Raw genomic sequence first — 22,378 nt, forward strand, 5'->3', positions numbered from 1 at the left:
AAAGGTTCAAATCATGTATCTCTGTACTATACGACTTTACCTTCCCATGCTAACATACCACCTACCATATTAATTGCTTGAAAACCGTAGCTCTCTAAAAACTGAACTGCTCGTGCACTTCTTCCGCCAGAACGACAAACGATAATATACTCTTTCTTTTTATCCAACTCATGCATACGAAACTCTAATAGTCCTAGTGGAATATTACACGCTTCTGGAATTTTCCCTTCGGCTACTTCTTCTACTTCACGTACGTCCACGATATTTACTGCTTCTTTACGTAACAATTTTTCTTCCAATTCTTTTACTGTCATTTCTTTCATTTTAAATTCCCTCCTCACAAACCATTCATACCGCCTGAAACATTGATAACGTGCTGAAATCCTAATTTCTTTAATACCTTTGCTGCTTGCTTACTTCTCATCCCGCTCTGACAAATAACAATTACTTCCTTATTCTTATCTAATTGATTCGCCTTACTTGCTAGATCATTTAGGGGGATATTTTGAAACCCTTTCATATGATTCCCTCTATATTCACCTATTGTGCGAACATCGATGAATTGTTTTCCCTTTTTTCCTGCTATACTCTTTAATTCTTTTCCACTTATATTTTGAACACCTTTCACCGGTAAAAAACGTGAAATAACAAACGCTGTAGCCAGTACAATGAAAAGCGTACTTAATATTGTATTCATATAACCAACCTCTCTACATTTATAAACATGCTACGCCTTCTTAATCCAAAACTTCAGCACCTCAGCTTCTTCTACATGCTTTACGATGTCATGACCACTTTTATTTGCCCACGCTGGAATATCCTTAACTGATCCTTTATCCGTTACATGTATTTCTAACACTTCTCCAGTTTGTAGAGCATCCATTGCTCTCTTTGTTCTTACAATCGGCATTGGACATGCTAAACCTTTCGCATCTAACACTTGTTTTATATTCATCATCAATTCCTCCATTTTTTATTTATTTCATTATTCGTGCACTGCACAACGATTTGGACCAATCTCCATTTCACGCTCTTCGTCTTGACTTGGATTTAATCGCCCCATATTTGTTTGACGAATTTCTTGATATGCATTCGGTTGAGGTGGTAAATTCTCCGTTACAACTTTACGAAACTCTCCCTCATCCTCAATATTTAATCCTGCATTATACGCAAATAAATCTTTTAATTTAGCACTAACAATACCACTCTCGTCCATTTCACTTATTTTTGAATAATGAGCCGGTAACACAACTAAGTTTTGAGATAGTTCTTTATATCTGCTATACAAAGTAGTACGTAAATCACTTACCCAATCTTCAGCTTTCCCAGCAAGGTCTGGACGTCCAATTGAATCTACAAATAAAATATCACCTGATAATAAATAGGAATCATCTACAATAAATGACGTACTTCCAATCGTATGCCCCGGTGAGTATAATGCATCAATTTCAATTTTAGTACCCCCCACCGTAATAACAGATCCTTCAACAAGTGGTTTATATGAGAACACCACTTCCTCTGCATCTTTTTGCGGTAACCAATACGTACCACCTACTTTTTCCGCTAACTTACGTCCGCCAGAAATATGGTCTGCATGTAAATGTGTATCCATTACATTCGTAATCGTAACGCCATGCTCTTTCGCAAACTCTTCGTACGCTTCAACTGTTCTTACTGCATCAATAACTGCTGCTTCACCGTTTGAAATAACCATATATGATAAGCAACCTTTTCCAAGACGGTTAAACTGATACATACTTCCGCCATCTTTTAAATCTCCCACTTTTATAGGCTTTACATATTCACTCCAAGCCTTCATACCACCAGATAAATAGTAAATATTTTCTAATCCAGCCTCTGTTAATTGCTCTGCTACAAATATAGAAGACCCTTCTTTTGCACATACTACTAAAACATCTTTATCTTTAGGTAGTTCACTGACAATATGATCTACACCCTCTAATAAATCAAAGTACGGCACATTCATTGAAGTAACTTCTTTTCCTTCAATTTTCCAACCTTCATAATCCGCCTCATTACGAACATCTAAAATAAACAACTCTCCGAATAAAACTTTCTCTGCAACATCTTTTGCTTGTAATGCTTTAACATTCATCTCATTACCCCCGTAGGTATATTTTTATTTAAAAAATTTTATTTTTCCACATTCCCTTTCCACTCTAACATGCCTGGGATGACATTTTTCACATTTGCATAACCTTTCTCTTTCAACATGTGACAAGCTACATCACTACGGTTACCAGTTCGACAAACGACGTAAATTTGCTTCGTCTGATCTAATTCCGCACTACCAAGTTCGCCTAATGGAACTGAAATAGCCGATGGAATATGACCAAAAGCGAATTCCGCCGCTTCACGAACATCTACTATAATACACTCTTCATCACTTAATACTATCTCTTCCAATTCAGCATTCGTAATTGTATGAGGATATTTCACAATTTCATTCACTTCATGCTCGTTTGCTTTCCTAACATAATGCACCAATACATCATCCTCGTGTTTCGTCCCGATATATTGATGTCCTACTTTACCCGCCCAACTTTTTATATCTACCGTAGATCCTTTATCTGTTGCCTGAACTTCAATCACTTGCCCTGGTACTAATCCTTCTATCGCCTTCTTCGTTTTCACAATCGGCATCGGACAAGCCAACCCTTTACAATCTAAACTCATATCCACTTTTATACTCATAATTGATTCCTCCACAACTCATATACATATACCGGCAGGGGTATATTAAAATGTTTTTGAAAATCTGTCAACAATTATGTTTGACAGATTATCGGCTTTTTACAAGTAATTGAACAGCTTCTTTAATTAACTCTTCATTTGAACCATTACCACTTTCAAACTGTTCACGCAAACATTGCTCTAAATTAGTCCCAACAACGAGCCCAATTGTACGATCAAGGGCAGAACGAGATGCCGTTAACTGTGTAATAACCTCTCGGCAATCTTTTCCTTCTTCCATCATACGAAGCACACCACGAACTTGACCTTCAATACGTTTCAATCTATTTTTCATATCTTGATTATATTCCATCCTATAATCACCTCATTACCATTATGTCACTATTTATAACCTATGACAATATATTATACCCTATAGGGTATTTTGTAAACCCCTATTTTTAATATTTATCTTATATGTTCACAAAACAAGAAGTGAAACCTTACTATATAGGCTTTCATTTTCCACCAAATTTTGAAGTGGAAGATGAAAAAATATTAATATACAACACATTCTGGTACTACTGTTCCGTATAATTTAAAGCCACCATCTAAGTTCTTTACCTTATATCCTTTTTCCATTAACATACGCGCTGCAACATACCCTCTCATACCAAGTTGGCAAGTGATATATATTTCTTTGTCCATTGGCACTTCATCCAATCGATCACGTAATTCATCTAACGGAATATTAATAGAGTCTTTAATCATTCCCTGTTTTAGTTCATTAGGCTCTCGAACATCAATAAGATATCCACCATTTTTAACAATGTGATCTATTTCATGCCATTGCACTGTGTCCACAAAACCATCTACTATATTACTTGCCGCATACCCCACCATGTTTACTGGGTCTTTTGCAGAAGAATAGGGCGGGGCATATGATAATTCTAAATCCGGCAAATCGATTACAGTTAAGTTTGCCTTCATTGCCGTTGCAATAACATCAATACGCTTATCTACACCATCACGCCCTAACGCCTGCGCTCCATAAATTTTTCCGCTTTCTTTATTAAAAATTAATTTTATTAGCACAGGCGTAGCATTCGGATAATATCCCGCATGAGAATTTGCCTGTACATGTACTACCTCATAGGGTATATTTAGTCGTTTTAATATTTTCTCATTCACTCCAGTCGAAGCAACTGTTAAATCAAAAACTTTAGCCACAGAAGTTCCCATCGTACCTTTATATAAAGAATCCGTATGACCATGAATAATATCTGCTAACATGCGACCTTGACGATTAGCTGGCCACGCTAAAGGAATCATCGTTTCTATTTCTGTAACAAAATCTTTCACTTCAATCGCATCACCAATTGCATATACATATGGGTCAGATGTTTGAAATTTCTCATTTACCTTTATCGTTCCTCTAACTCCCAATGCTAATCCTGCCTCTTTCGCTAAACTACTCTCTGGTTGTACACCAATTGCTAAAATAATCATATCTGTTTTTATAACTGAGCCACTTTTTAAACGTACAATAGCCCCGTCTTCTTCTAACGCATCTACACCATCTTCTAAAACAAGCTCAACATTGTGATTTCTCATATGTTCATGTACGTATGCTGCCATTTCATAATCGATTGGTGGCATTACTTGATTCGCCATCTCTACAAGAGTAACATCAATCCCGCGTTCTCTTAAATTCTCAACCATTTCCACTCCAATAAATCCTCCACCAATAACCGTCGCATGACGTGGTTTCTTCTCATCAATATACGCTTTTATACGATCTGTATCAGGTACATTTCGTAACGTAAACAACGCCTTCGCTTCTTCAATGCCCGGAATAGGTGGAACAATTGGTTTCGCCCCTGGTGAAAGAATCAAAACATCATATTCCTCGTTATATGTTTCATCTGTAGTTACATTCTTTATCGTAATTGTTTTCTCTTCTTTATTAATCTTTACAACTTCACTCAATACACGTATATCTAAATTAAAACGTTTTGACATCCTTTCAACAGTTTGTACTAATAACTTTTGTCTTTCTGTAATGACACCGCCAATATAATATGGCAATCCACAGTTTGCGAACGAAATGTATTCACCGCGTTCAACCATAATAATTTCATCTTCCTCACTTAAACGACGAAGCCTTGCAGCTACTGATGCCCCGCCAGCAACTCCGCCTACTACAACAATTTTTCTAGACATATTTCAAACCTCCATGTTATTTATTATTTAATTTCCTCATGCATTAAACAAAAACCTATACCTGTATGGGTATATGATAGAGTATAAAAAATTTAATTTCAATCAATATGTCTTTCTTTCACAAATTTGAAACAAATAAAAAAGAACTTAGATACCTCCAAGTTCTTTTGCGTATAGTTCTATAACTTTCTGCACGATTAAACCAATGTATAAATACGTGTTTTGAAAATTTAAATACACCTGTATTTAAATTTTCAAAATCAATAGCTTCTTCACATAAGGTTAAATCCATTCCACGTAAAATTCTTTAATGCCACAACCTGAGAAAACGAATCCCAATGGACTCTTTTTCTACAATGATATATTTATTTTTTTCGTTGCATCTCTATCATTAATCATAACCATCTGCGTCTCGTTATTTGGCAAAAATACGATATATTTTCCCGTTCTCACATTCCTCCAAATAACTTTTCCTTCTTCGTCTGTTTTCCCTATTGAGATCCCAATTTCTTTACTGGGTTCAGGTGATTCGTCTTTCATAAGTATAATTTCAAAATCTTTTATTGGCTGTTTTTCTTTATTTTTCACGTGAAAAGTTACAGAATTAACAACTTTACTAAACTTCTTTTCATTATTTACTATATAACTAGTCATTACGATTATGACCAATACACAAAATAAAATCCATAAAAGCTTATTATATTTATTCAGACCATTTTTTAAGATTATTAAAAACATCGTCTGTCACCCGGTTTCCAGAATTCCAAGAATTACTTCCTACTGTATGGGTAGCTATTATTGTTACACCCGTGCGAGAGTACACGTTCTCCCTCATTTGAAACTGATGTCCACGGTACATCTTCTGCATACACCTTTTGATTCACCAAAAATACTATACAAAAAAAGATTAAAAGAACACCAAAACTATAAAGAGCCAACCTACATCTTATAGAAATAAAGCTATCCAACATAACTTACCTCCTATACAAATGATAGCGAACAATTGAAGATCCCTTTATAAATTCTAGTTTTTCTTTTTTTAGAAGTTAATGTAATTAATAATGATTATCATTATTAATTACATTGACTTAACAAAATCAAACAATGAGTCATATTCTTTACTCTGCGTTCAAAAACCTGTCTCATTAAAGTTTCACCATATTACATAAATCCATAACCTTTTTCACAATCAACTCCGCAGTATTCTCTCCCGGTGGCATTAACAAATTTGTAACTGTTCCATACACAATAGGACTTAATTCTACTTCATATCCGCCATATGCATATTCGTCTTTTGTCGGTAAATAACCAAGATATCCGTTCATATATCCACCAAAGAAAGCCAATTCATTTTGAAGGCTCTCTTTCATTGCTAAGGCAGTTTCTGAAAAAGGTTCCATCGGTATACCTGAAAACATACCATCATTAACTTGAAACAGTTGAACTTCTAAATCTATACGTAACTTCCGAATACCTTGCCTATATTTCTCTAATACGATAGCAAGCCATTCATCCGTATTCACGCCCCACTGCTTCTCGGCTAATCGAGCCATGCTTCGTATCTCATCAATTTCAGGAATATCCTTCAACTTCATTTGCATCATACTTGAAACTGTCCTTAATTTTACAATTGGACTATATGTAACTGTTGGTAACATCGTTAATACATGTCCACTAAGTATGTAAGCCATTTGTTTTAACGCTTCCCTTGAACCGCGATATTTCGCATTCACATTTCCAGCGGCACCTTGAACAATAATAACAGGGCAGTTCACTATCTGCTCTAGAATCTCTCTCGTTATTCCAGGATAATCTGCTGATAATTCATCGCTATCACCTTTTAAAACATTCGGATGCGCAGTACAAAATACTATAATCCCAGATAGCTCCTTCGTTTCAGCATTTCTGATTGCCAACATGCCAATTCGTTTATCTACAACACCCTCAATATTTGTTCCCATCTTTGCTCTTCCATCAGATGTTCTCTCTCGTCGGTTTACACCGATATCACCTGTCGTAACACCCCATCCAACTTCGCATCGCTTTAAATTGTTATTTGCAGTAACAGCACCATGTACTACATTATTTACTAAAATCATTTTATACGACTGCACTAGCGGATCATCACCGACTGTCTCTGGACCGGAATGCGTATGAGTATAAACAACCGTTATTCGCTCAAATGGCACATGAAGCCTACTTGCTACTCGCTCACGAATCATATTCGTATCTTCTACTAACATCCCAATATTATCGATACTTATAAACACAGTTTTCATTTCATCTTTTTCAAATACAAAAACTGTCCCATAAATACGCTCTTCAATATTATTTATTCCTGTCTCTCTATGATATCCGACAAAATCAATACCTACAGGCGGCGTAATATCAACCTTACATACCCCTATTTTGCTCATTTAAATCACTCCATTTCTCTATATAACTCCCTTTTTTCAAGAATAGCATATTTAACTTGGTTCCAAATAAAAAGAACGGACACAGTATCCTATGTCCGTTCTTCCCCTCACACATACTTCCGATGCACCATCTTACCATCATAAGAAAACACAACGCCCTTACTCTCCACAATGGACTCCATATGCACCGTTCTTCCCCATAGTTGATGAAGATATGGTAATACCTTTTCTAAATATTTTAAATCGAGCTCGATTCCTTCGTAACTATGTTTAATGTATAATTCTCCGTTTTTTAAGTAGTCTCCGTCTTCTACTACTAAGTATGGGAAGCCACCATTTGTACGCATATTTACGAGTTGATCACGCACATTTTCCCATTCTTTATCTATTACTTTATATTCTTTTCCTTGGCGCTGGAATAAGTACATATCTTCTCGCATAACAAGATCTTTATTTAAGTAGTTTCTTAGGAACGATACGTCCCATTCAATTTCGCGTACTTCAAACATTTTGTCACGGCCCGATCCTGGTTTTACGCCCCGTCGCTTCATTTCTTCAGTCGGATTGTTGTACCGTTCTTCAATATCTTCAAAGATTTTAATACCTAGGTAGTATGGATTAATACTTGTTTTTGATGGCTGTACAACACCTGCATTTAATTTCGCAAATTCAATTGCTTCATCAGATGTTAAGTCCATTTCACGAAGTATGCGTTGATGCCAGTAGGACGCCCAGCCTTCGTTCATGATTTTCGTTTCAAGCTGCGGCCAAAAATATAACATTTCTTCGCGCATCATCGTTAATATATCACGCTGCCAATCTTCTAACTCACGGCTATATTCTTCAATAAAGAGAAGTAAATCCTTCTCTGGTTGCGGTGGGATTTTCTTCTTTTTACGTATATTAGAGCGCTCTTGTTTTTTATTTCGGTTATCTAAATTCCATAAATCATCGTATTGCGATACCTTTTTCTTTTCTACTTCTTCCTCTTCTAAATCATCAATACTCCATGCGAGCTTCGGACGCATAAGCGACGGATCAATATGCTCTTGAATGGCAAGTACGGCATCTAAAAATGTTTCTACCTCTGCTTTTCCATACTTATGCTCATAAGCTTTCACACGGTCCGCTGTTGCGGCCATACTCTCTACCATATCTCGCTTCGTATTTGAAAAACGAATATTATTTTTGAAGAAGTCACAGTGTGCTAAAACGTGCGCTACAATTAATTTGTTTTGAATTAAAGAGTTCGTATCTAATAAAAAGGCGTAACATGGATCAGAGTTAATAACGAGTTCGTATATTTTACTAAGTCCTAAATCGTATTGTAATTTCATTCTGAAAAATTGTTTTCCAAAACTCCAATGTGAAAACCTTGTCGGCATCCCATATGCACCAAATGTATAAATAATTTCCGCTGGACATATTTCATAACGCATCGGATAAAAATCAAGCCCAAATCCAGTCGCAATTTCCGTAATTTCCGCAATCGCATATTGCAGTGCTTTATCGTCACTTGCTCTCATTATTTTCCCTCCTTACACTTTCCCTTAAGAAAGTGTATGATGAAGAACAAGCTTTCATGAGGATTGATTGCATAATAAAAAGACACCCCCGCAAAAACGAGAATGTCTCATCTATTAACCTTCAATAATCTCCATCTTCTCCGTAATCGGAGTACGTGCTTTTCCTTCTGGTGCTTTATCGAAATAGCCGATATGAAGAATTCCAACGATACGTTGGCCTCTTGTTAAACCGATTCCTTCTATAAATAATGGATTGTAGTTTAATCCGCCTGATTTCCAAACGCAACCTAATCCGCGTTCCCAAGCAAGAAGTTGGAAGTTTTGCATGAATGCACATGTTGCAGCATAATCTTCATCACGTTGAATTTGACGCGGATCTTCATTTATATATACAACGATTTGTGCAGGCGTGCTTAAAAAACGATCTGATAAAATTTTACCGCGTTTCGCTCTTTCTTCTTCCGTGAAAGAGTTTAATACTGCATCTACTAATTTCTTGCGGCCTTCTCCGATGTATAGTTTACAATTCCATGGTTCACGGTGCTTATGATTTGGTGCCCATGTTGCATCGTTTAATAGTTCAATTAATAAATCTTTTTCTACTGCTTTGTCTGTAAATGTACGAACAGAGCGTCTTTCTTTAATCACATTAGCGATGGAAGTATATGTAGTCATATTTATCTCTCCCTTATTTTTATCTATATGTATAAGTTTATCGTCATCATTGATATTGATTTTCAATTTCGATTATACCTTAGTTTTTTACTATTAATCAATGTTTTATGTTGGAAAACTTCTAAAAACGTCATTTCATACTGTGAATAAAAAAACTTGATTTGTTCACAAGTATTTCACATTTTATGGAAATGATATGTGTACAGTTTTCTACATTATCCATCTAGGAGGAGTTTACATGTACAAAAAAATCGCTGTTTGTATGACTATGGCAGCATTATTATGCGGGATATCCACCTTCCCTACATCCGCTGCCACACCAAAAGAAGTAACAATGCATCACCATAAACCAATTCCAGAAGAAGAAATGCAATCGCTAGAAAAACTCGGCTATAACAAACATGAAATTTGGAAAGCTGCTCATATTGCAAGAATTAGTAATAAAGAAATAAAAGATGTTTTAGCTTACTATAAGCAAAATAAATCTTGGGAGAAAACAGCCGAGCATTTCGGTGTAGATCCAAGTAAGCTGAAAAAGCATCATATGAATAAAGAAACAAAGCAAGCACTGCTACAACAGTTAGCAACTATGCAAAAATCCACACCTGATCAGCTAAAGCAAAAAATGAAAGAATATAACATCAAATTGCGTCATCTTACTGTGTTAACAATCATCTCTCAAAAAAGCAATACCCCTCTTGATGATGTATTAAAAATGAAAAAAGATGGAATGGACATTAAACAAATTGCCGAAAAATTAAATGTAAAAAGAGAAGATATACGAGCGGAAATGATGAAATTAGTGAAGTCTATTAAAGAACAAAAAACAAATTAAAATGCTAAAAAGGAAGAGGCTTTCACTACTCTTCCTTTTCTTTATGAACTTTCAATTTTTAAGTATAAATTCCCGTCTTTCCCAAAAACTAACACAAGTAAATGATGTAAGTTAGGGGTGAGAAAATGTTCGGTTTATCATCTAAGAAATCAAAAAAGACTAATACAAAAACACTTTGTTCTATCCCAGAATTTATACAAACCATGAAAGAATCAAGCGATTTTGTCTCTTATAACATACTTAAAGATGAAACGTTGTGCTTGTTTTATTATAAATCTGTCGTGGAAGCACTTATTATTAAACAATTCATTTTAACTCCTATAAAAAAGGAATCGGAACAAATCCAAAACATCTCTGATTTATGTAATATTATTTCTATTGAAGACATTATTACCTCCCCTTCTATTGATGATATTCGTGAAAAATTATTAGGTGGATATATTTTAATACGCTTAAAAAACAATTCGAATCCTGATCAATATGCTTTAATTCGTGCCGAAAGTACTGTTTTAGGAAAACGATTATATAACGATACAGAAAATGAGTATAGCGTAATCGGGCCTAAAATCGGTTTCGTTGAAAACCTTGATACAAATATCCACTTATTACGCCGAAATATCGTAACGGAGCAACTCATTTTTAAAGAAGTTACCGTCGGATCTATATCAAAAACAAAAGTAGCAGTTGCTTATATAGAAGGAATTACAAATGAACAATTTGTCAACACCGCAATTCAACGGCTAGAAGACATTGACTTTGATGTCCCATTTGATTCAACTATGATTGAGCAATTTATTAGTGATAATAGCAATTCACCTTTTCCTGTTCTATTACCTACAGAACGATTAGATCGAGCTGTATTTGCATTAATTAACGGGGAAGTTTTAATTTTAACAGATGGTTCTCCATATGCTTTATCAGGACCAACAACGTTACTGGATTTTTTCATTTCACCAGAAGATTATTATTTACCGTGGATGATTGGATCGTTCTTTCGTATTATTCGTTTTTTCGGAGCTATATTTTCTCTTTTTTCCTCCGCTATTTATACAGCGGCTTTAACATATCATTATCAAATGATCCCTGCCGATCTACTAGGTCCTATTATTTTCTCGAGAGCTAACGTACCTTTTCCTCCTATTCTAGAAGCACTCTTTTTAGAAATTACAATCGAATTGCTTCGTGAAGCAGGGGCGCGTTTACCAACAAAAGTTGGACAAACGATCGGGATTGTTGGGGGGATTGTAATTGGCCAAGCATCTGTTGAAGCAGCTTTAACAAGTACAATTTTATTAATTGCAGTTGCTTTATCCGCCCTTGCATCTTTCACAACACCGACTGTAAAGATGTCTTCTACTATCCGGTTGTTACGCTTTCCGCTTATTCTCTTAGCCGGTGCATTCGGAGGATTAGGCCTCGCTGTCGGATTTGTATTTATTTTAGCTCATTTAATTAAATTAAAATCGCTTGGATCACCTTATTTGTTACCTTTATATCCATTTCGTGGTTTAGGTACAGCAGAAGGTTTTCTTCGATTACCATTTAGTCAAACGGCACAAAGACCTTCTTTTCTTAGACCAAAATCAAAATGGCGCTACAATCCAAACAAATCGAAGCAAAAACGTGATGGTGAGAATGAATGAAAAAAATTTTATTGCACCTTATCATTATCTTCTTCGTTTTACAAACTGGCTGTACACAAACGTATATAGTGGATGCACAGCGTATTATTCATATTGCTGGATTTGACATCACAAAAAACAAAAAATTCCAAGGAACTATTCTATTCCCAGAGTACACACATGGTGTAAAGTCTAAACCAGAGACGCAAACAACATCTGCCCGTTCACTTGAAACAATTGCTTCACGATTAAATGCGAAATCTCCTCACAATGTTGTTGTAGGTCAAATGCGTGTCGTCCTATTTGGAAAGGCTCTAGGGGAACGCGGAATGGGAGAGATTATTACTAACTTACAACGTGACCCAAATATCGGGCGTGATGTACAACTAGCAATTGTAGATGGATCGGCTGAAGAGCTTTTAAATTACGGAAAAAAAAATGGGTCTTTATATATTGCTGATTTACTCGAGCAAAATATAAGAAATGAGAACATTCCACAAACTGAATTAAACATTTTTTTATATAATTATTACTCTTCTGTATGTGATGCCTATGTTCCTTATATTAAAATGGACGATAATCATTCTGTCGCTGTCAAAGGACTTGCCTTTTTAAAAGGCGATAAAGTCGTCATGTATACGGATAAAAGACATTCTGTTTTAGCAAAATTACTTATTAATCCTACGAAAAATGGACGTTACGAAGCAGCAATAAAAAAGGATAAACATAAAGGTATGGTTGTGATACAAAACTTAGCTGGGAAAAACAAATATGATATAGATCAAACTGGCGACATACCAAAAGTAAAAATCCATTTAAAATTAAATGGATTAATTAAAAACTCTCCTAATTGGATTGATTTAAGAAAAAAAACAAATATCAACTATATAAAAAAACAAATTGAACGAAATGTCGAAAAAGACTGTGAAGATTTAATAAAACAATTTCAAGAAAAGGAAATTGATCCGTTAGGAATACGAGATGAAATTAGAAGCCATACGAGAAAATGGAATATAAAACAAATTCGAAATATGTATAAAAATGTAGCGGTAGATATAAATTTAGATCTTAATATTGTACAATCTGGAATCGGAGAATAGTGAGGTGAAATAAGCAATGAATACAATGAATAAAACAAAGACAGTATCTCCATATTTTGCATTTATTTTATTGCATTCTCTCCAGATTGGTATAGGAATTCTCGGATATCAACGTGTAATTTTGAAAAATGCAGGTTATGATGCTTGGATTTCTCTTATTATTGCAGGTATTGCAACTCATATTGTACTGTTTTGTATGTTAAAAATGCTTGAAAAAGACGGAGATTTAATTAGTATTCATACAACAACCTTTGGAAAATGGGTTGGCTCTATATTTTCTGTAATTTTCACTCTTTATTGCTTATTATTTTGCCTTACTGTTCTTCGTACATATATGGAAGTGATACAAGTTTGGATTTTCCCTACCATTAAGTTATGGAAACTTACGCTTATGTTTTTATTAGTCACTTACTACATTATAAAAGGTGGCTTCCGTTCTGTGACAGGGATATGTTTTTGGGGTATTGTTCTTCCTATGTTCGTTGTATTCTTTTTAATCTATCCGATGAAGTATGCACATTTTCGTAATATTTTACCTATTTTTACACATTCACCTTTTGACATGCTTATATCTGCAAAACACTCTGCATTGGAATTTCTAGGGTTTGAAACAATTCTTATCTTTTATCCCTTTATTGAAAAAGGAAAATCTTTAAAAAGATGGGCCCATGCTGGAATTGCTTTTAGCACCTTAATTTATGTAGTTTTAGCTATCGTATCTTTTATGTATTACAGCGAGGGACAATTAAACCGTACTATTTGGCCTACTTTAACGATGTTAAAAATAATTAAAGTTCCTTTTATTCAGCGCTTTGAATATATTATTATTTTCGTTTGGTTTTTAATTATTTTACCAAACCTTTGCTTAACCATTTGGTCATCATGTCAAACGATGAAGCGTTCCTTTCATATTTCATTTAAATTTACATTACCGTTTTTTATTTTCATCATATTTTCAGCTTCTCTACTTTTCACAAACCGTGAAAGTATCAACACATTAAATACCGTACTATCTCAAGCGGGTTTATATATTGTATACGCTTATATCCCAATTTTATTTCTATTCCATTCGCTAAGATGGCGCTTCAAAAATCAGTCAAAAAAATCTTCAACCGATACACCGTAATCTCTGATACAATTTGATTAATACATTTGTAAAGGGGACAAGCGAATGAAAAAGTATGTATTTTCTTTACTTGCAGTACTAAGCTTAATTCTTGCTGGATGCGGAAGTACTGGTACAAATGACCAAAAATCTTCTGAATCAAAACAAGAAGAACATGACCACGCATCGCACACTCAGCAAGCTGACATTCAAGAGAAAACAAAAGGAGTCGACACACTTCCAACCTTCCTAGATAAGCTTGATCCACAAATGAAAGATATCTACACCGTCGCTGGACAAAATGCAGAGCTATTAGATTGGATTCCATGCTATTGTGGTTGCGGTGAAAGTGTAGGACATAAAAATAATAAAAACTGCTTTATTCGTGAAATTAAAAAGAATGGTGAAGTTGTTTGGGACTCCCATGCAACGACTTGCGTCAATTGCCTAGAAATTGCAGTTGAATCTGCTTCCATGAAACAAAAAGGAAAATCAACGCTTGAAATTCGTAACTATATCGATAATAAATACAAAGAAGGCTATGGCAAACCAACACCTACGCCAATGCCAAAAGCTTAAAAAACGAGGAAATTCCTCGTTTTTTCTTTTCATTCTCATTTTTTCTTAACAAATTCTTTCAAGTGTATTTCTCCTTACTTATCACACACTATATATAACTCTCGGTAAGGAGGGTACACAGTGCAAACATATAACGACTATGATAAAGCTCTCTATTACACGTATTGCTGTAATTGGGATAAATTACTCGTTCTCATGGTTCAAACGAACGATCAATTATTTTCTAAGCGTATTGAGCATTTTTTACACGCTTATCAATACAGCAAGGAACTGCCAGAAGTTGATAAACAATTGCAGCTCCTATTTCAATATATTGACCACGCATCCCAAAAGTCACATGTAGAAGAAGTAGAACAAATTCAAATGTAAACTATAGCGCTATTCTCTTCCGGAGAATGGCGCTTTTTTTAATTTTTATATCAATAAAAGTTTCTCCTCATAAAACTTTTATTGATAAACATATTTTTTCTTTCTTTTCCATACCACTTCATACTATAATTTAGTATGTAACTATTATAAGAGAGGTATAAAATATGGGACGAGAAAAAAAGCAAGAATATGCTTTACTTACCGCATGGGGAGCTTCTTTTATCGCTACACTGGGAAGTCTTTATTTTTCCGAAATCATGAAATTTGAGCCTTGTGTACTTTGTTGGTATCAACGTATTTTTATGTATCCATTCGTTTTATGGCTCGGTATCGCTGTAGCAAAAAAAGATTATCGCATCGCAAGTTATTCTTTACCAATTGCAAGTATTGGTGCTTGTATTTCTTTATATCACTATGCAATTCAAAAAGTCCCAGCGTTTTCAGCTGCTGGAGCAGCTTGCGGTCGTGTACCCTGCACCGGAGAATTTATAAACTGGTTTGGTTTTATTACAATCCCGTTTTTAGCACTTATCGGCTTTATTACAATCGCTGTTTGTAGCTTTATTGTCATCAAAAACAAATAAGGAGATGAAAGAATGAAAAAAATGCTTATATTTGGTGGTATTATTATCGCCTTGTTCGTAGCAATTTTCGCTGTCACACAAATGGAAGAAAAAAATGCTACTAGCCAAAAGATTGATAATCCTACTGAAAGTAAGACAAACGGTCCTGACTACTACACAAATAAAATCTCTCTTTCAGATCTTCAAAAGAACTTAAAAGAGAAAAAAGAAGAAACAGTATACTTTTATCAAACATCTTGCGTTCATTGCCAAAAATTATCTCCTGTCCTAGTGCCAATGGCTAAAGACTTAAACGTTGATATGAAAGTTATGGATATTGAAAAATTAGATGCTCCTTGGGATGAATATAAAATTCAAGGAACACCAACAATCATTCATTTTAAAGATGGCAAAGAAGTGAGCCGTATTAGCGGTGAACAGCCGAAAGATAAATTAAAAGAATGGCTTGAGCAAACGAAAAAGTAACGAGAAAAGGAAACTCCTTCTACACATGAAATGGGTGTAAAATCCCACACTAATGTATAAGGAGGGGGTTTTATGCCAGAAGTAAGATGTTCTGTTTCCAACTGTTCTTTTTGGGGACAAGGTAACTTTTGTCAAGCAAGTGCGATCATCGTTCAGCCTGATGCAGATGAAACTGGTCAAACTGAAAATGATTCATATACAGCTGCTGTTTTAACAAACGAGACGCTAGAAAATTCTGTAGCAACGAGTGTAGAAACTTGTTGTCATACATTTAAGCCTAAATATTAAACAAAAAAAGCATGCGATTAATCGTATGCTTTTTACATTCCCCTCCAAAAATCATGCATAATAAAAAAGTACAAAATAACGAGAACGGCCGTCCCGCATAAGGTAATGCGCCGATATATACTCTTCTCTCCTTCCCTCGCTTTCACAAACGCCCAAATAAATCCGAAGAACAATATTAAATCAACATATGGAACATAAAAAGAAAAGACGAGAAACGCATATAAATACACGATAAATAAACAGGTCGTTACTAAAAAAACTTTAAACGCAAATTCACTTTTCATAATATAACCGCCCCCTATCTGTACTGTATTATATTCAGCAAAATATAATAGTTGCAGTTAAACTCCAAGTATAAATAAGCTACCGTCTATAAAACGGTAGCCATTACGGAACATTGTATTTCCGTTTATATATATTACTTAAAATTGAAGAAGGAATTTGCTCGTAACGAATTTTCTCTCCTGTTTCATCTATAATATACAAATTGTTTCCTATATAATATATTCCATCTTTTCGTTTTGAGTACACTGGATATCTTTCATTTGGCAATACCGTTTTCACTTTTGTTAACTGTCCATTTGGTTCTTGCCAATATATATCCGCGCGGTCTACTAGCGTAAGTACTCCAATTTGTTCTTCTTCTATTTTCCGACTATTCCAGCTCACAACGCGATAACCAAGTTTATTCGCTTCATATTCGGGACTCGTATGAAAACGAGAAATGATTACTTTTGTTTGTAATTGTACTCTGTCATATAACCATTGTATATCCCTGTCATGCATGCGAATACAACCATTTGATTCCCTACTTCCAATCGTCCATTCCCGATTTGTCCCGTGAATCGCATATTCATTCTTATCTAGTCCAAGCCACCTCGTACCGAGAGGATTATTCGGTGCACCCCCAGGTATTTTTTTTCGATGGTATTCTTTATTTTTAAATTTAGTTATAATACAAAAGTTACCTTCAGGCGTAGGTGTACGATCTCTTCCAGTCGTTACTGGAAATGTTTTTGTATAATTTCCATTCTCAAAAAAAGACAACTGATTTGTCGTAAGATTCACTAATATTAAATGATCTGTATTAGCAAAAGCACTAACCGGTAGGATGAAAAATAATAGTATGACGAAACATAACTTTTTCAGCTATATCCCCCCTAGCGCTCACTATAATAAGTGGAATTAACATTACTTTGCTCTTATAAATGAAAACTATCCATTTACAATAACGCCCCCATTTACATGTATCATTTGTCCAGTAACATAAGAAGAATCACCAGACGCTAAATATACGTATGCTGGCGCTAACTCATATGGTTGACCAGGCCTTTGCATTGGGACATTGCTCCCAAACTGAGAGACTTTCTTCTCATCAAAGCTCGATGGAATAAGCGGTGTCCAAATCGGTCCTGGTGCAACACCATTTACCCGAATCCCTTTTTGCACTAACGATTGAGAAAGTGATCTTGTAAAAGCTACGATTGCTCCTTTCGTCGCGGAATAATCAATTAACGTTTCATTTCCTTCATATGCAACGATAGATGCCGTATTTATAATGACATCCCCTTTCTTCAAATGAGAAAGGGCTGCTTTCGCAACGTGAAAATAAGAAAAAATATTAATACGAAAAGTCTTTTCTAGCTGTTCTGCTGTAATATACTCTAGTCCTTGCTGCGGATATTGCTGCGCGACATTATTTACTAAAACCTGTAAACTACCTAGCTGCTGGACGGTCTCTTGAACAACATCTTTACAATGCTGTTCATCACTTAAATCACCCGGCAACAATACACACTTTACACCTTCTTTCTCAACATATTGCTTCGTCTCATTAGCATCTTCTTCCTCATCTAAATAAGCAATCGCAACATTTGCTCCTTCTTTTGCAAAAGCGATGGAAACTGCTCGTCCAATTCCGCTATCTCCCCCTGTAATTAATACATTCTTTCCTTTTAACTTTTCGCTACCTTTATAATTGGGATCTTCAAACTGTGGTAGAGGATTCATTAATGATTCAATACCAGGCTGCTTATTTTGATGTTGCGCAGGCATTGTTATAAAGTTTTTTTGCTGTGGCATAGCTGCTTTCAACTCCTTTTCCTTAGCATGTGCACAATAAAAAGCTGAAATTCACACATCGGTTTACGATTAATATTCGAATTTAAGACACAAAATATGAATTGTTATAAACTTTTTATGCAAAACTATTGCAAAATAGATAAAAAACGAATATTATATATAACTGTTGTGAAAATTATTCGTAAACAGAAAGGATGTTTATATGTTTAACCTTTCAAAACATAAAACTTCTATTAAAACTGAAATTATGGCAGGTATTATTACCTTCTTAACAATGGCATATATCATTGTCGTAAACCCTGTTATCCTTGGAGATGCAGGTGTTCCATTTGAACAAGCATTTACAGCAACAATTATTGCTGCTGTTGTCGGAACATTATTTATGGCAATCTTTACAAACTTACCAATCGCAATCGCGCCAGGTATGGGATTAAATGCTTACTTCTCTTACTCTGTTGTAAAAGCGCATGAAGGCATGACTTTCGCAATTGCATTCTCTGCTGTATTCGTAGCAGGTATGATTTTAATTTTGCTATCATTTACATCTTTCCGTACAAAATTAATGGAAGCAATTCCTGAAAACTTAAAACATGCAATTACTGCTGGTATCGGGCTATTTATCGCCTTTATCGGTTTACGTTTAACAGGTATCGTTACAAAAAATGATGCAAACTTAGTTGGACTTGGTGATCTTCACTCTGCTCCAGTTCTACTAGCATTAGCTGGACTTGGAATTACTATTATCCTTATGTCTTTAAATGTAAATGGCGCACTATTTATCGGTATGCTATTAACTGGTATTATCGCTTTCTTCACAGGACAATTAACATTCTCAAACGGTGTTACATCAATGCCTGGATTACCAGAAGGAATTATCGTTTCAAATCCAATTACTGCTGTATCTGACGTAATTAACTACGGATTATACGGCGTTGTATTTTCATTCTTCCTTGTTACATTATTTGATACAACAGGTACATTACTTGGGGTAGCTCAACAAGGTGGATTTATGAAAGACGGAAAACTCCCAAAAGCTGGACGAGCTCTTCTATCTGACTCATTCTCAGCAACTATTGGTTCTATGTTCGGAACGACACCATCAACAGCTTACATTGAATCATCTGCTGGTGTTGCAGCTGGTGGTCGTACTGGTTTAACAACTGTTACAGTAGCTGTTCTATTCGCACTAGCAGCATTCTTCGGACCATTAGTAAGTGCTGTCTCTGGTGTATCAGCTATTACTGCTCCATCATTAATTATCGTTGGTAGTCTTATGATGGGTTCAGTTCGCCACATCGATTGGGACGCATTTGATGAAGCATTCCCAGCATTTTTAGTAATCTTAAGCATGCCTCTTACATCAAGTATCGCAACAGGTATCGCACTTGGATTTATTTCATATCCACTTATGAAAGTGGCAAAAGGTGAATTCCGTGCTGTTCACCCACTTGTATATGTATTTGGAATTTTGTTTGCTTATCAATTGATATTCTTACCACATTAAAAAAGTAGAGCATCGAAATCCGATGCTCTACTTTTCTTTTACAACAATCATTCAAACTATAAAGGCACCTCCAAAATATGAAGAAGGTTATAACCTTTTAATACTTCTCTTCTACCTTTAATTCTTTACTATACTTTTGAATGAAAACTGATGAAATAACCATTACTATGCCCACACTAAAACCAATAAGTTGATCTATTAACATTTCATCATGAATAAACCAGCGAAGTAAAAATACGCTACCAAAAATAAACATCATAATAAACCCAGTATGCCTAAGTCCTTTATAGACATTTTCCATATGTATCACCTCTTCACATAATATTATCCATATTACACCATACAACCATCGAGTAACCGTATCGTCCTCTGACAATATGCAGCTACCTTTTGATCATGTGTAACAACTAGCACTGTTTTTCCTTCTTTATTAATCTCTTGTAAAATACTCATAATTTTCTCCCCATTTTCTTGATCAAGAGCACCAGTCGGTTCATCAGCAAGTATAATTTTTGTATCTTGTGCTAAAGCCCTTGCTATTGCTGTTCTTTGCTGTTCTCCTCCTGATAACTCGTAAGGATATTTGTTAATATGCCTCTCAAGCCCTACCATTTTCAGCATTTCTTTTGATATTTGCATACGTTTCTTATGAGAAATTCTTCTATATATAAGCGGAAGCATTACATTTTCAACAACTGTATAATCATCTAATAGCGAAAAGTTCTGAAACACAAATCCAACTTCCGTGTTTCTATACTTATGATAATTTGACTTGAATGTACTCGTATCCATTCCATCTAAAAAATACTTTCCAGTAGAGGGGCTATCAATTAAGCCAATAATGTTAAGCAAGGTTGATTTCCCAGAACCAGATGGTCCCATAATGGCTATCATTTCGCCTTTTTCTATTGTAAGATTAATATCTTGTAAAGCACTAAAATTACTCTTTCCGTATCCCTTAGCCACATTTGCGAGCTGAATCATCTATAACACCTCTTTCATATATGTATTTTTTATTTTTAGTACATTGAAATAAATGATTGCATATATAACGAGGACCATTACAAGTGATAAAGCACCTATAACAACCAATGATTCTATAGAGACTTTTAACGTTCCAAAGAAAGATACTATACTATTTTCTAGCCCTTTCTGAATTTCAATTACTCCGCTATTCTCCCATTGAAAATACATTATGCCTATACATATCGCTAAAACGAATAGCAACATATACTCAATAATAAATGGAAGACATATTTGAAAAGTGCTTGCACCTAACGCTGATCTAATAGAAATATTTTTACGCTCCATATAAAGTGCTGCCATTGATGTTAATACAATAGATAGAAATGAAAAAAATAAGACTGTACCGCTTAATAATAAGGGGTATGACATATTATCAATACCTTGTTTTTCGTTTTCTAACAATTTATTCGGATTTGTAACATAATACGAATAACCCTTACCTTCTGTTACCTTTAATACTTTCTTTTGAAGTTCATTTATATTTATCTTATCATTTGTTTCTATAATTAACCCATTGTATAAAAGTTCTACACTATAGAACTCTATTTCTTCTGTTCCAATTGGTAAAATCGCCATGTCATCTAATAATGTAATACGATTATCCGATATTTCACCACTTCGAGGATATGTAAATGGTGAATTTTTTTCTAAAAAACCAATTACTTTTAGCTTCATTTTTCCAGATGGTATAACATCACCAATAGATACCTTTTCTATATAATTAGCCCCTAATATAACAGGTCTAATATCAAATACTGATTTATGAAATTCCGATTCCTCAAAATATCTTCCTTGTGAAATTCGTATACGAAAGTACTTATTAATATCTTTATCAACAATAAGAGTCTTTATCGTTCCATTTTCTTTTTTTAAACTAAGTGAATAGTTACGGAACAGATAATTAGTTTTATTTGTTATTGGTATCATATTAGATAACCCTTGCATGAAATGTTGATAATCATTTTTCGCTTTTTCTTCGCTAAACAAGGTTATATCTTGCGTCGCATAAAGTTCATAGAAATTTTTATGAGTCGATAAATTATTTGCTACCGTCATCATTTTTCGATATCCCGAAAGATTACTAACAAATTCTATTGCTGAAGAAAATGCAATAATTAAAGAAATTACTATAATCAAACTTGGTAACAACCGTTTTTTCACAGACCGTATAGAATCAAATATAAAAAACATGACGACCTCCTACGTTCTTAAATGTTTTCCGGGATATATATTTATAATGTGCTTGATTGGAATTACAGTAACAAAAATTGTAAGAAAAATTAT

General features: G+C 34.7%; 27 protein-coding genes and 1 pseudogene. 10 read left to right on the forward strand and 18 right to left on the reverse strand.

Translation table 11 applies throughout. The features are described from left to right. Positions 1-26 precede the first annotated feature (26 nt). From ACQGSG_RS11710 to ACQGSG_RS11765, 12 genes and pseudogenes are all read right to left on the reverse strand, one after another. Positions 27-323: a rhodanese-like domain-containing protein gene (locus ACQGSG_RS11710; protein ID WP_000661816.1), complete on the reverse strand. Its 297-nt coding sequence runs from the start codon at positions 321-323 to the stop codon at positions 27-29. Positions 324-337: 14 nt separating this feature from the next. Continuing rightward, a complete protein-coding gene (locus ACQGSG_RS11715) occupies positions 338-697 on the reverse strand; it encodes a rhodanese-like domain-containing protein (protein ID WP_134995036.1) in 360 nt (119 codons plus the stop codon). Positions 698-727: 30 nt separating this feature from the next. Then, entirely contained in the window at positions 728-958 is a 231-nt protein-coding gene (locus ACQGSG_RS11720) for a sulfurtransferase TusA family protein (protein ID WP_033667001.1), read from the reverse strand. Positions 959-985: 27 nt separating this feature from the next. Beyond that, positions 986-2,116 carry an MBL fold metallo-hydrolase gene (locus tag ACQGSG_RS11725; RefSeq protein ID WP_098604820.1) on the reverse strand — a complete coding sequence of 377 codons (1,131 nt, stop codon included), beginning with the start codon at positions 2,114-2,116 and terminating at the stop codon, positions 986-988. Between the two features lie 38 nt (positions 2,117-2,154). Then, positions 2,155-2,715 carry a sulfurtransferase TusA family protein gene (locus tag ACQGSG_RS11730; protein ID WP_325842989.1) on the reverse strand — a complete coding sequence of 187 codons (561 nt, stop codon included), beginning with the start codon at positions 2,713-2,715 and terminating at the stop codon, positions 2,155-2,157. 88 nt (positions 2,716-2,803) lie between these two features. Beyond that, a complete protein-coding gene (locus ACQGSG_RS11735; RefSeq protein WP_000456206.1) occupies positions 2,804-3,067 on the reverse strand; it encodes a metal-sensitive transcriptional regulator in 264 nt (87 codons plus the stop codon). 185 nt (positions 3,068-3,252) lie between these two features. After that, entirely contained in the window at positions 3,253-4,917 is a 1,665-nt protein-coding gene (gene cdr / locus ACQGSG_RS11740) for a CoA-disulfide reductase (protein WP_000087582.1), read from the reverse strand. Between the two features lie 351 nt (positions 4,918-5,268). Next, the gene (locus tag ACQGSG_RS11745) at positions 5,269-5,655 is read right to left on the reverse strand and encodes a YbfJ family protein (RefSeq protein ID WP_000478588.1); all 387 of its coding nucleotides are present in this window, start codon (positions 5,653-5,655) and stop codon (positions 5,269-5,271) included. Positions 5,656-5,732: 77 nt separating this feature from the next. Continuing rightward, positions 5,733-5,888, reverse strand: a pseudogene (locus ACQGSG_RS11750) (glutamyl endopeptidase); the annotation flags it as partial. Between the two features lie 174 nt (positions 5,889-6,062). Then, positions 6,063-7,334 carry a neutral/alkaline non-lysosomal ceramidase N-terminal domain-containing protein gene (locus tag ACQGSG_RS11755; protein WP_000034547.1) on the reverse strand — a complete coding sequence of 424 codons (1,272 nt, stop codon included), beginning with the start codon at positions 7,332-7,334 and terminating at the stop codon, positions 6,063-6,065. A 107-nt stretch (positions 7,335-7,441) separates the two neighbouring features. Then, a complete protein-coding gene (gene spoVR / locus ACQGSG_RS11760; RefSeq protein ID WP_001202701.1) occupies positions 7,442-8,860 on the reverse strand; it encodes a stage V sporulation protein SpoVR in 1,419 nt (472 codons plus the stop codon). A 114-nt stretch (positions 8,861-8,974) separates the two neighbouring features. Further along, positions 8,975-9,535 (reverse strand): nitroreductase family protein, encoded by a 561-nt coding sequence (locus ACQGSG_RS11765; protein WP_000214819.1) that lies wholly within the window; start codon positions 9,533-9,535, stop codon positions 8,975-8,977. A gap of 238 nt (positions 9,536-9,773) precedes the next feature. On the opposite strand from ACQGSG_RS11765, the gene ACQGSG_RS11770 reads away from it, so the two are divergent. From ACQGSG_RS11770 to ACQGSG_RS11810, 9 genes are all read left to right on the forward strand, one after another. Then, complete coding sequence (locus tag ACQGSG_RS11770) at positions 9,774-10,370, forward strand: hypothetical protein (RefSeq protein WP_000276967.1); 597 nt, start codon at positions 9,774-9,776, stop codon at positions 10,368-10,370. Positions 10,371-10,495: 125 nt separating this feature from the next. After that, the gene (locus ACQGSG_RS11775) at positions 10,496-12,013 is read left to right on the forward strand and encodes a spore germination protein (protein WP_000467489.1); all 1,518 of its coding nucleotides are present in this window, start codon (positions 10,496-10,498) and stop codon (positions 12,011-12,013) included. Further along, positions 12,010-13,092 (forward strand): Ger(x)C family spore germination protein, encoded by a 1,083-nt coding sequence (locus tag ACQGSG_RS11780; protein ID WP_098378852.1) that lies wholly within the window; start codon positions 12,010-12,012, stop codon positions 13,090-13,092. The genes ACQGSG_RS11775 and ACQGSG_RS11780 overlap by 4 nt, the downstream gene beginning before the upstream one ends. A 16-nt stretch (positions 13,093-13,108) precedes the next feature. Beyond that, positions 13,109-14,218: a GerAB/ArcD/ProY family transporter gene (locus ACQGSG_RS11785; RefSeq protein ID WP_016109274.1), complete on the forward strand. Its 1,110-nt coding sequence runs from the start codon at positions 13,109-13,111 to the stop codon at positions 14,216-14,218. Positions 14,219-14,263: 45 nt separating this feature from the next. Further along, positions 14,264-14,776 carry a PCYCGC domain-containing protein gene (locus ACQGSG_RS11790; protein WP_000761029.1) on the forward strand — a complete coding sequence of 171 codons (513 nt, stop codon included), beginning with the start codon at positions 14,264-14,266 and terminating at the stop codon, positions 14,774-14,776. Between the two features lie 120 nt (positions 14,777-14,896). Next, on the forward strand, positions 14,897-15,145 hold the full coding sequence (locus ACQGSG_RS11795; protein ID WP_001195459.1) for a YhdB family protein: 249 nt from the start codon (positions 14,897-14,899) through the stop codon (positions 15,143-15,145). Between the two features lie 164 nt (positions 15,146-15,309). Next, positions 15,310-15,729: a disulfide oxidoreductase gene (locus tag ACQGSG_RS11800; protein ID WP_000532264.1), complete on the forward strand. Its 420-nt coding sequence runs from the start codon at positions 15,310-15,312 to the stop codon at positions 15,727-15,729. A gap of 12 nt (positions 15,730-15,741) precedes the next feature. Further along, a complete protein-coding gene (locus tag ACQGSG_RS11805) occupies positions 15,742-16,194 on the forward strand; it encodes a thioredoxin family protein (protein ID WP_000738450.1) in 453 nt (150 codons plus the stop codon). A gap of 72 nt (positions 16,195-16,266) precedes the next feature. Continuing rightward, a complete protein-coding gene (locus ACQGSG_RS11810) occupies positions 16,267-16,482 on the forward strand; it encodes a DUF1540 domain-containing protein (protein ID WP_325842991.1) in 216 nt (71 codons plus the stop codon). 32 nt (positions 16,483-16,514) lie between these two features. On the opposite strand, the gene ACQGSG_RS11815 is transcribed toward ACQGSG_RS11810, so the two are convergent. The 3 genes from ACQGSG_RS11815 to ACQGSG_RS11825 form a co-directional block, all read right to left on the reverse strand. Further along, positions 16,515-16,766 carry a hypothetical protein gene (locus ACQGSG_RS11815; RefSeq protein ID WP_000834195.1) on the reverse strand — a complete coding sequence of 84 codons (252 nt, stop codon included), beginning with the start codon at positions 16,764-16,766 and terminating at the stop codon, positions 16,515-16,517. A gap of 103 nt (positions 16,767-16,869) precedes the next feature. Then, entirely contained in the window at positions 16,870-17,631 is a 762-nt protein-coding gene (locus ACQGSG_RS11820) for a L,D-transpeptidase (RefSeq protein WP_025118307.1), read from the reverse strand. Between the two features lie 66 nt (positions 17,632-17,697). Next, positions 17,698-18,564, reverse strand: coding sequence for an SDR family oxidoreductase (locus tag ACQGSG_RS11825; RefSeq protein ID WP_001136259.1), 867 nt, complete (start codon positions 18,562-18,564; stop codon positions 17,698-17,700). 202 nt (positions 18,565-18,766) lie between these two features. Here ACQGSG_RS11825 and ACQGSG_RS11830 point away from each other — a divergent pair, with 202 nt between their 5' ends. Continuing rightward, complete coding sequence (locus ACQGSG_RS11830; protein WP_325842992.1) at positions 18,767-20,068, forward strand: NCS2 family permease; 1,302 nt, start codon at positions 18,767-18,769, stop codon at positions 20,066-20,068. 97 nt (positions 20,069-20,165) lie between these two features. Here the strand turns inward: ACQGSG_RS11830 and ACQGSG_RS11835 are convergent, their stop codons facing one another. The 3 genes from ACQGSG_RS11835 to ACQGSG_RS11845 are packed head-to-tail and all read right to left on the reverse strand — an operon-like array spanning position 20,166 to position 22,285. Beyond that, on the reverse strand, positions 20,166-20,369 hold the full coding sequence (locus ACQGSG_RS11835; protein ID WP_000432806.1) for a hypothetical protein: 204 nt from the start codon (positions 20,367-20,369) through the stop codon (positions 20,166-20,168). 32 nt (positions 20,370-20,401) lie between these two features. Continuing rightward, positions 20,402-21,052, reverse strand: coding sequence for an ABC transporter ATP-binding protein (locus tag ACQGSG_RS11840; protein WP_000615295.1), 651 nt, complete (start codon positions 21,050-21,052; stop codon positions 20,402-20,404). Continuing rightward, positions 21,053-22,285 carry an ABC transporter permease gene (locus tag ACQGSG_RS11845; protein WP_098396403.1) on the reverse strand — a complete coding sequence of 411 codons (1,233 nt, stop codon included), beginning with the start codon at positions 22,283-22,285 and terminating at the stop codon, positions 21,053-21,055. Positions 22,286-22,378: the final 93 nt, after the last annotated feature.

This window comes from Bacillus sp. GMa5/1 (genome assembly GCF_050172015.1).
Lineage (GTDB): Bacteria > Bacillota > Bacilli > Bacillales > Bacillaceae_G > Bacillus_A > Bacillus_A cereus.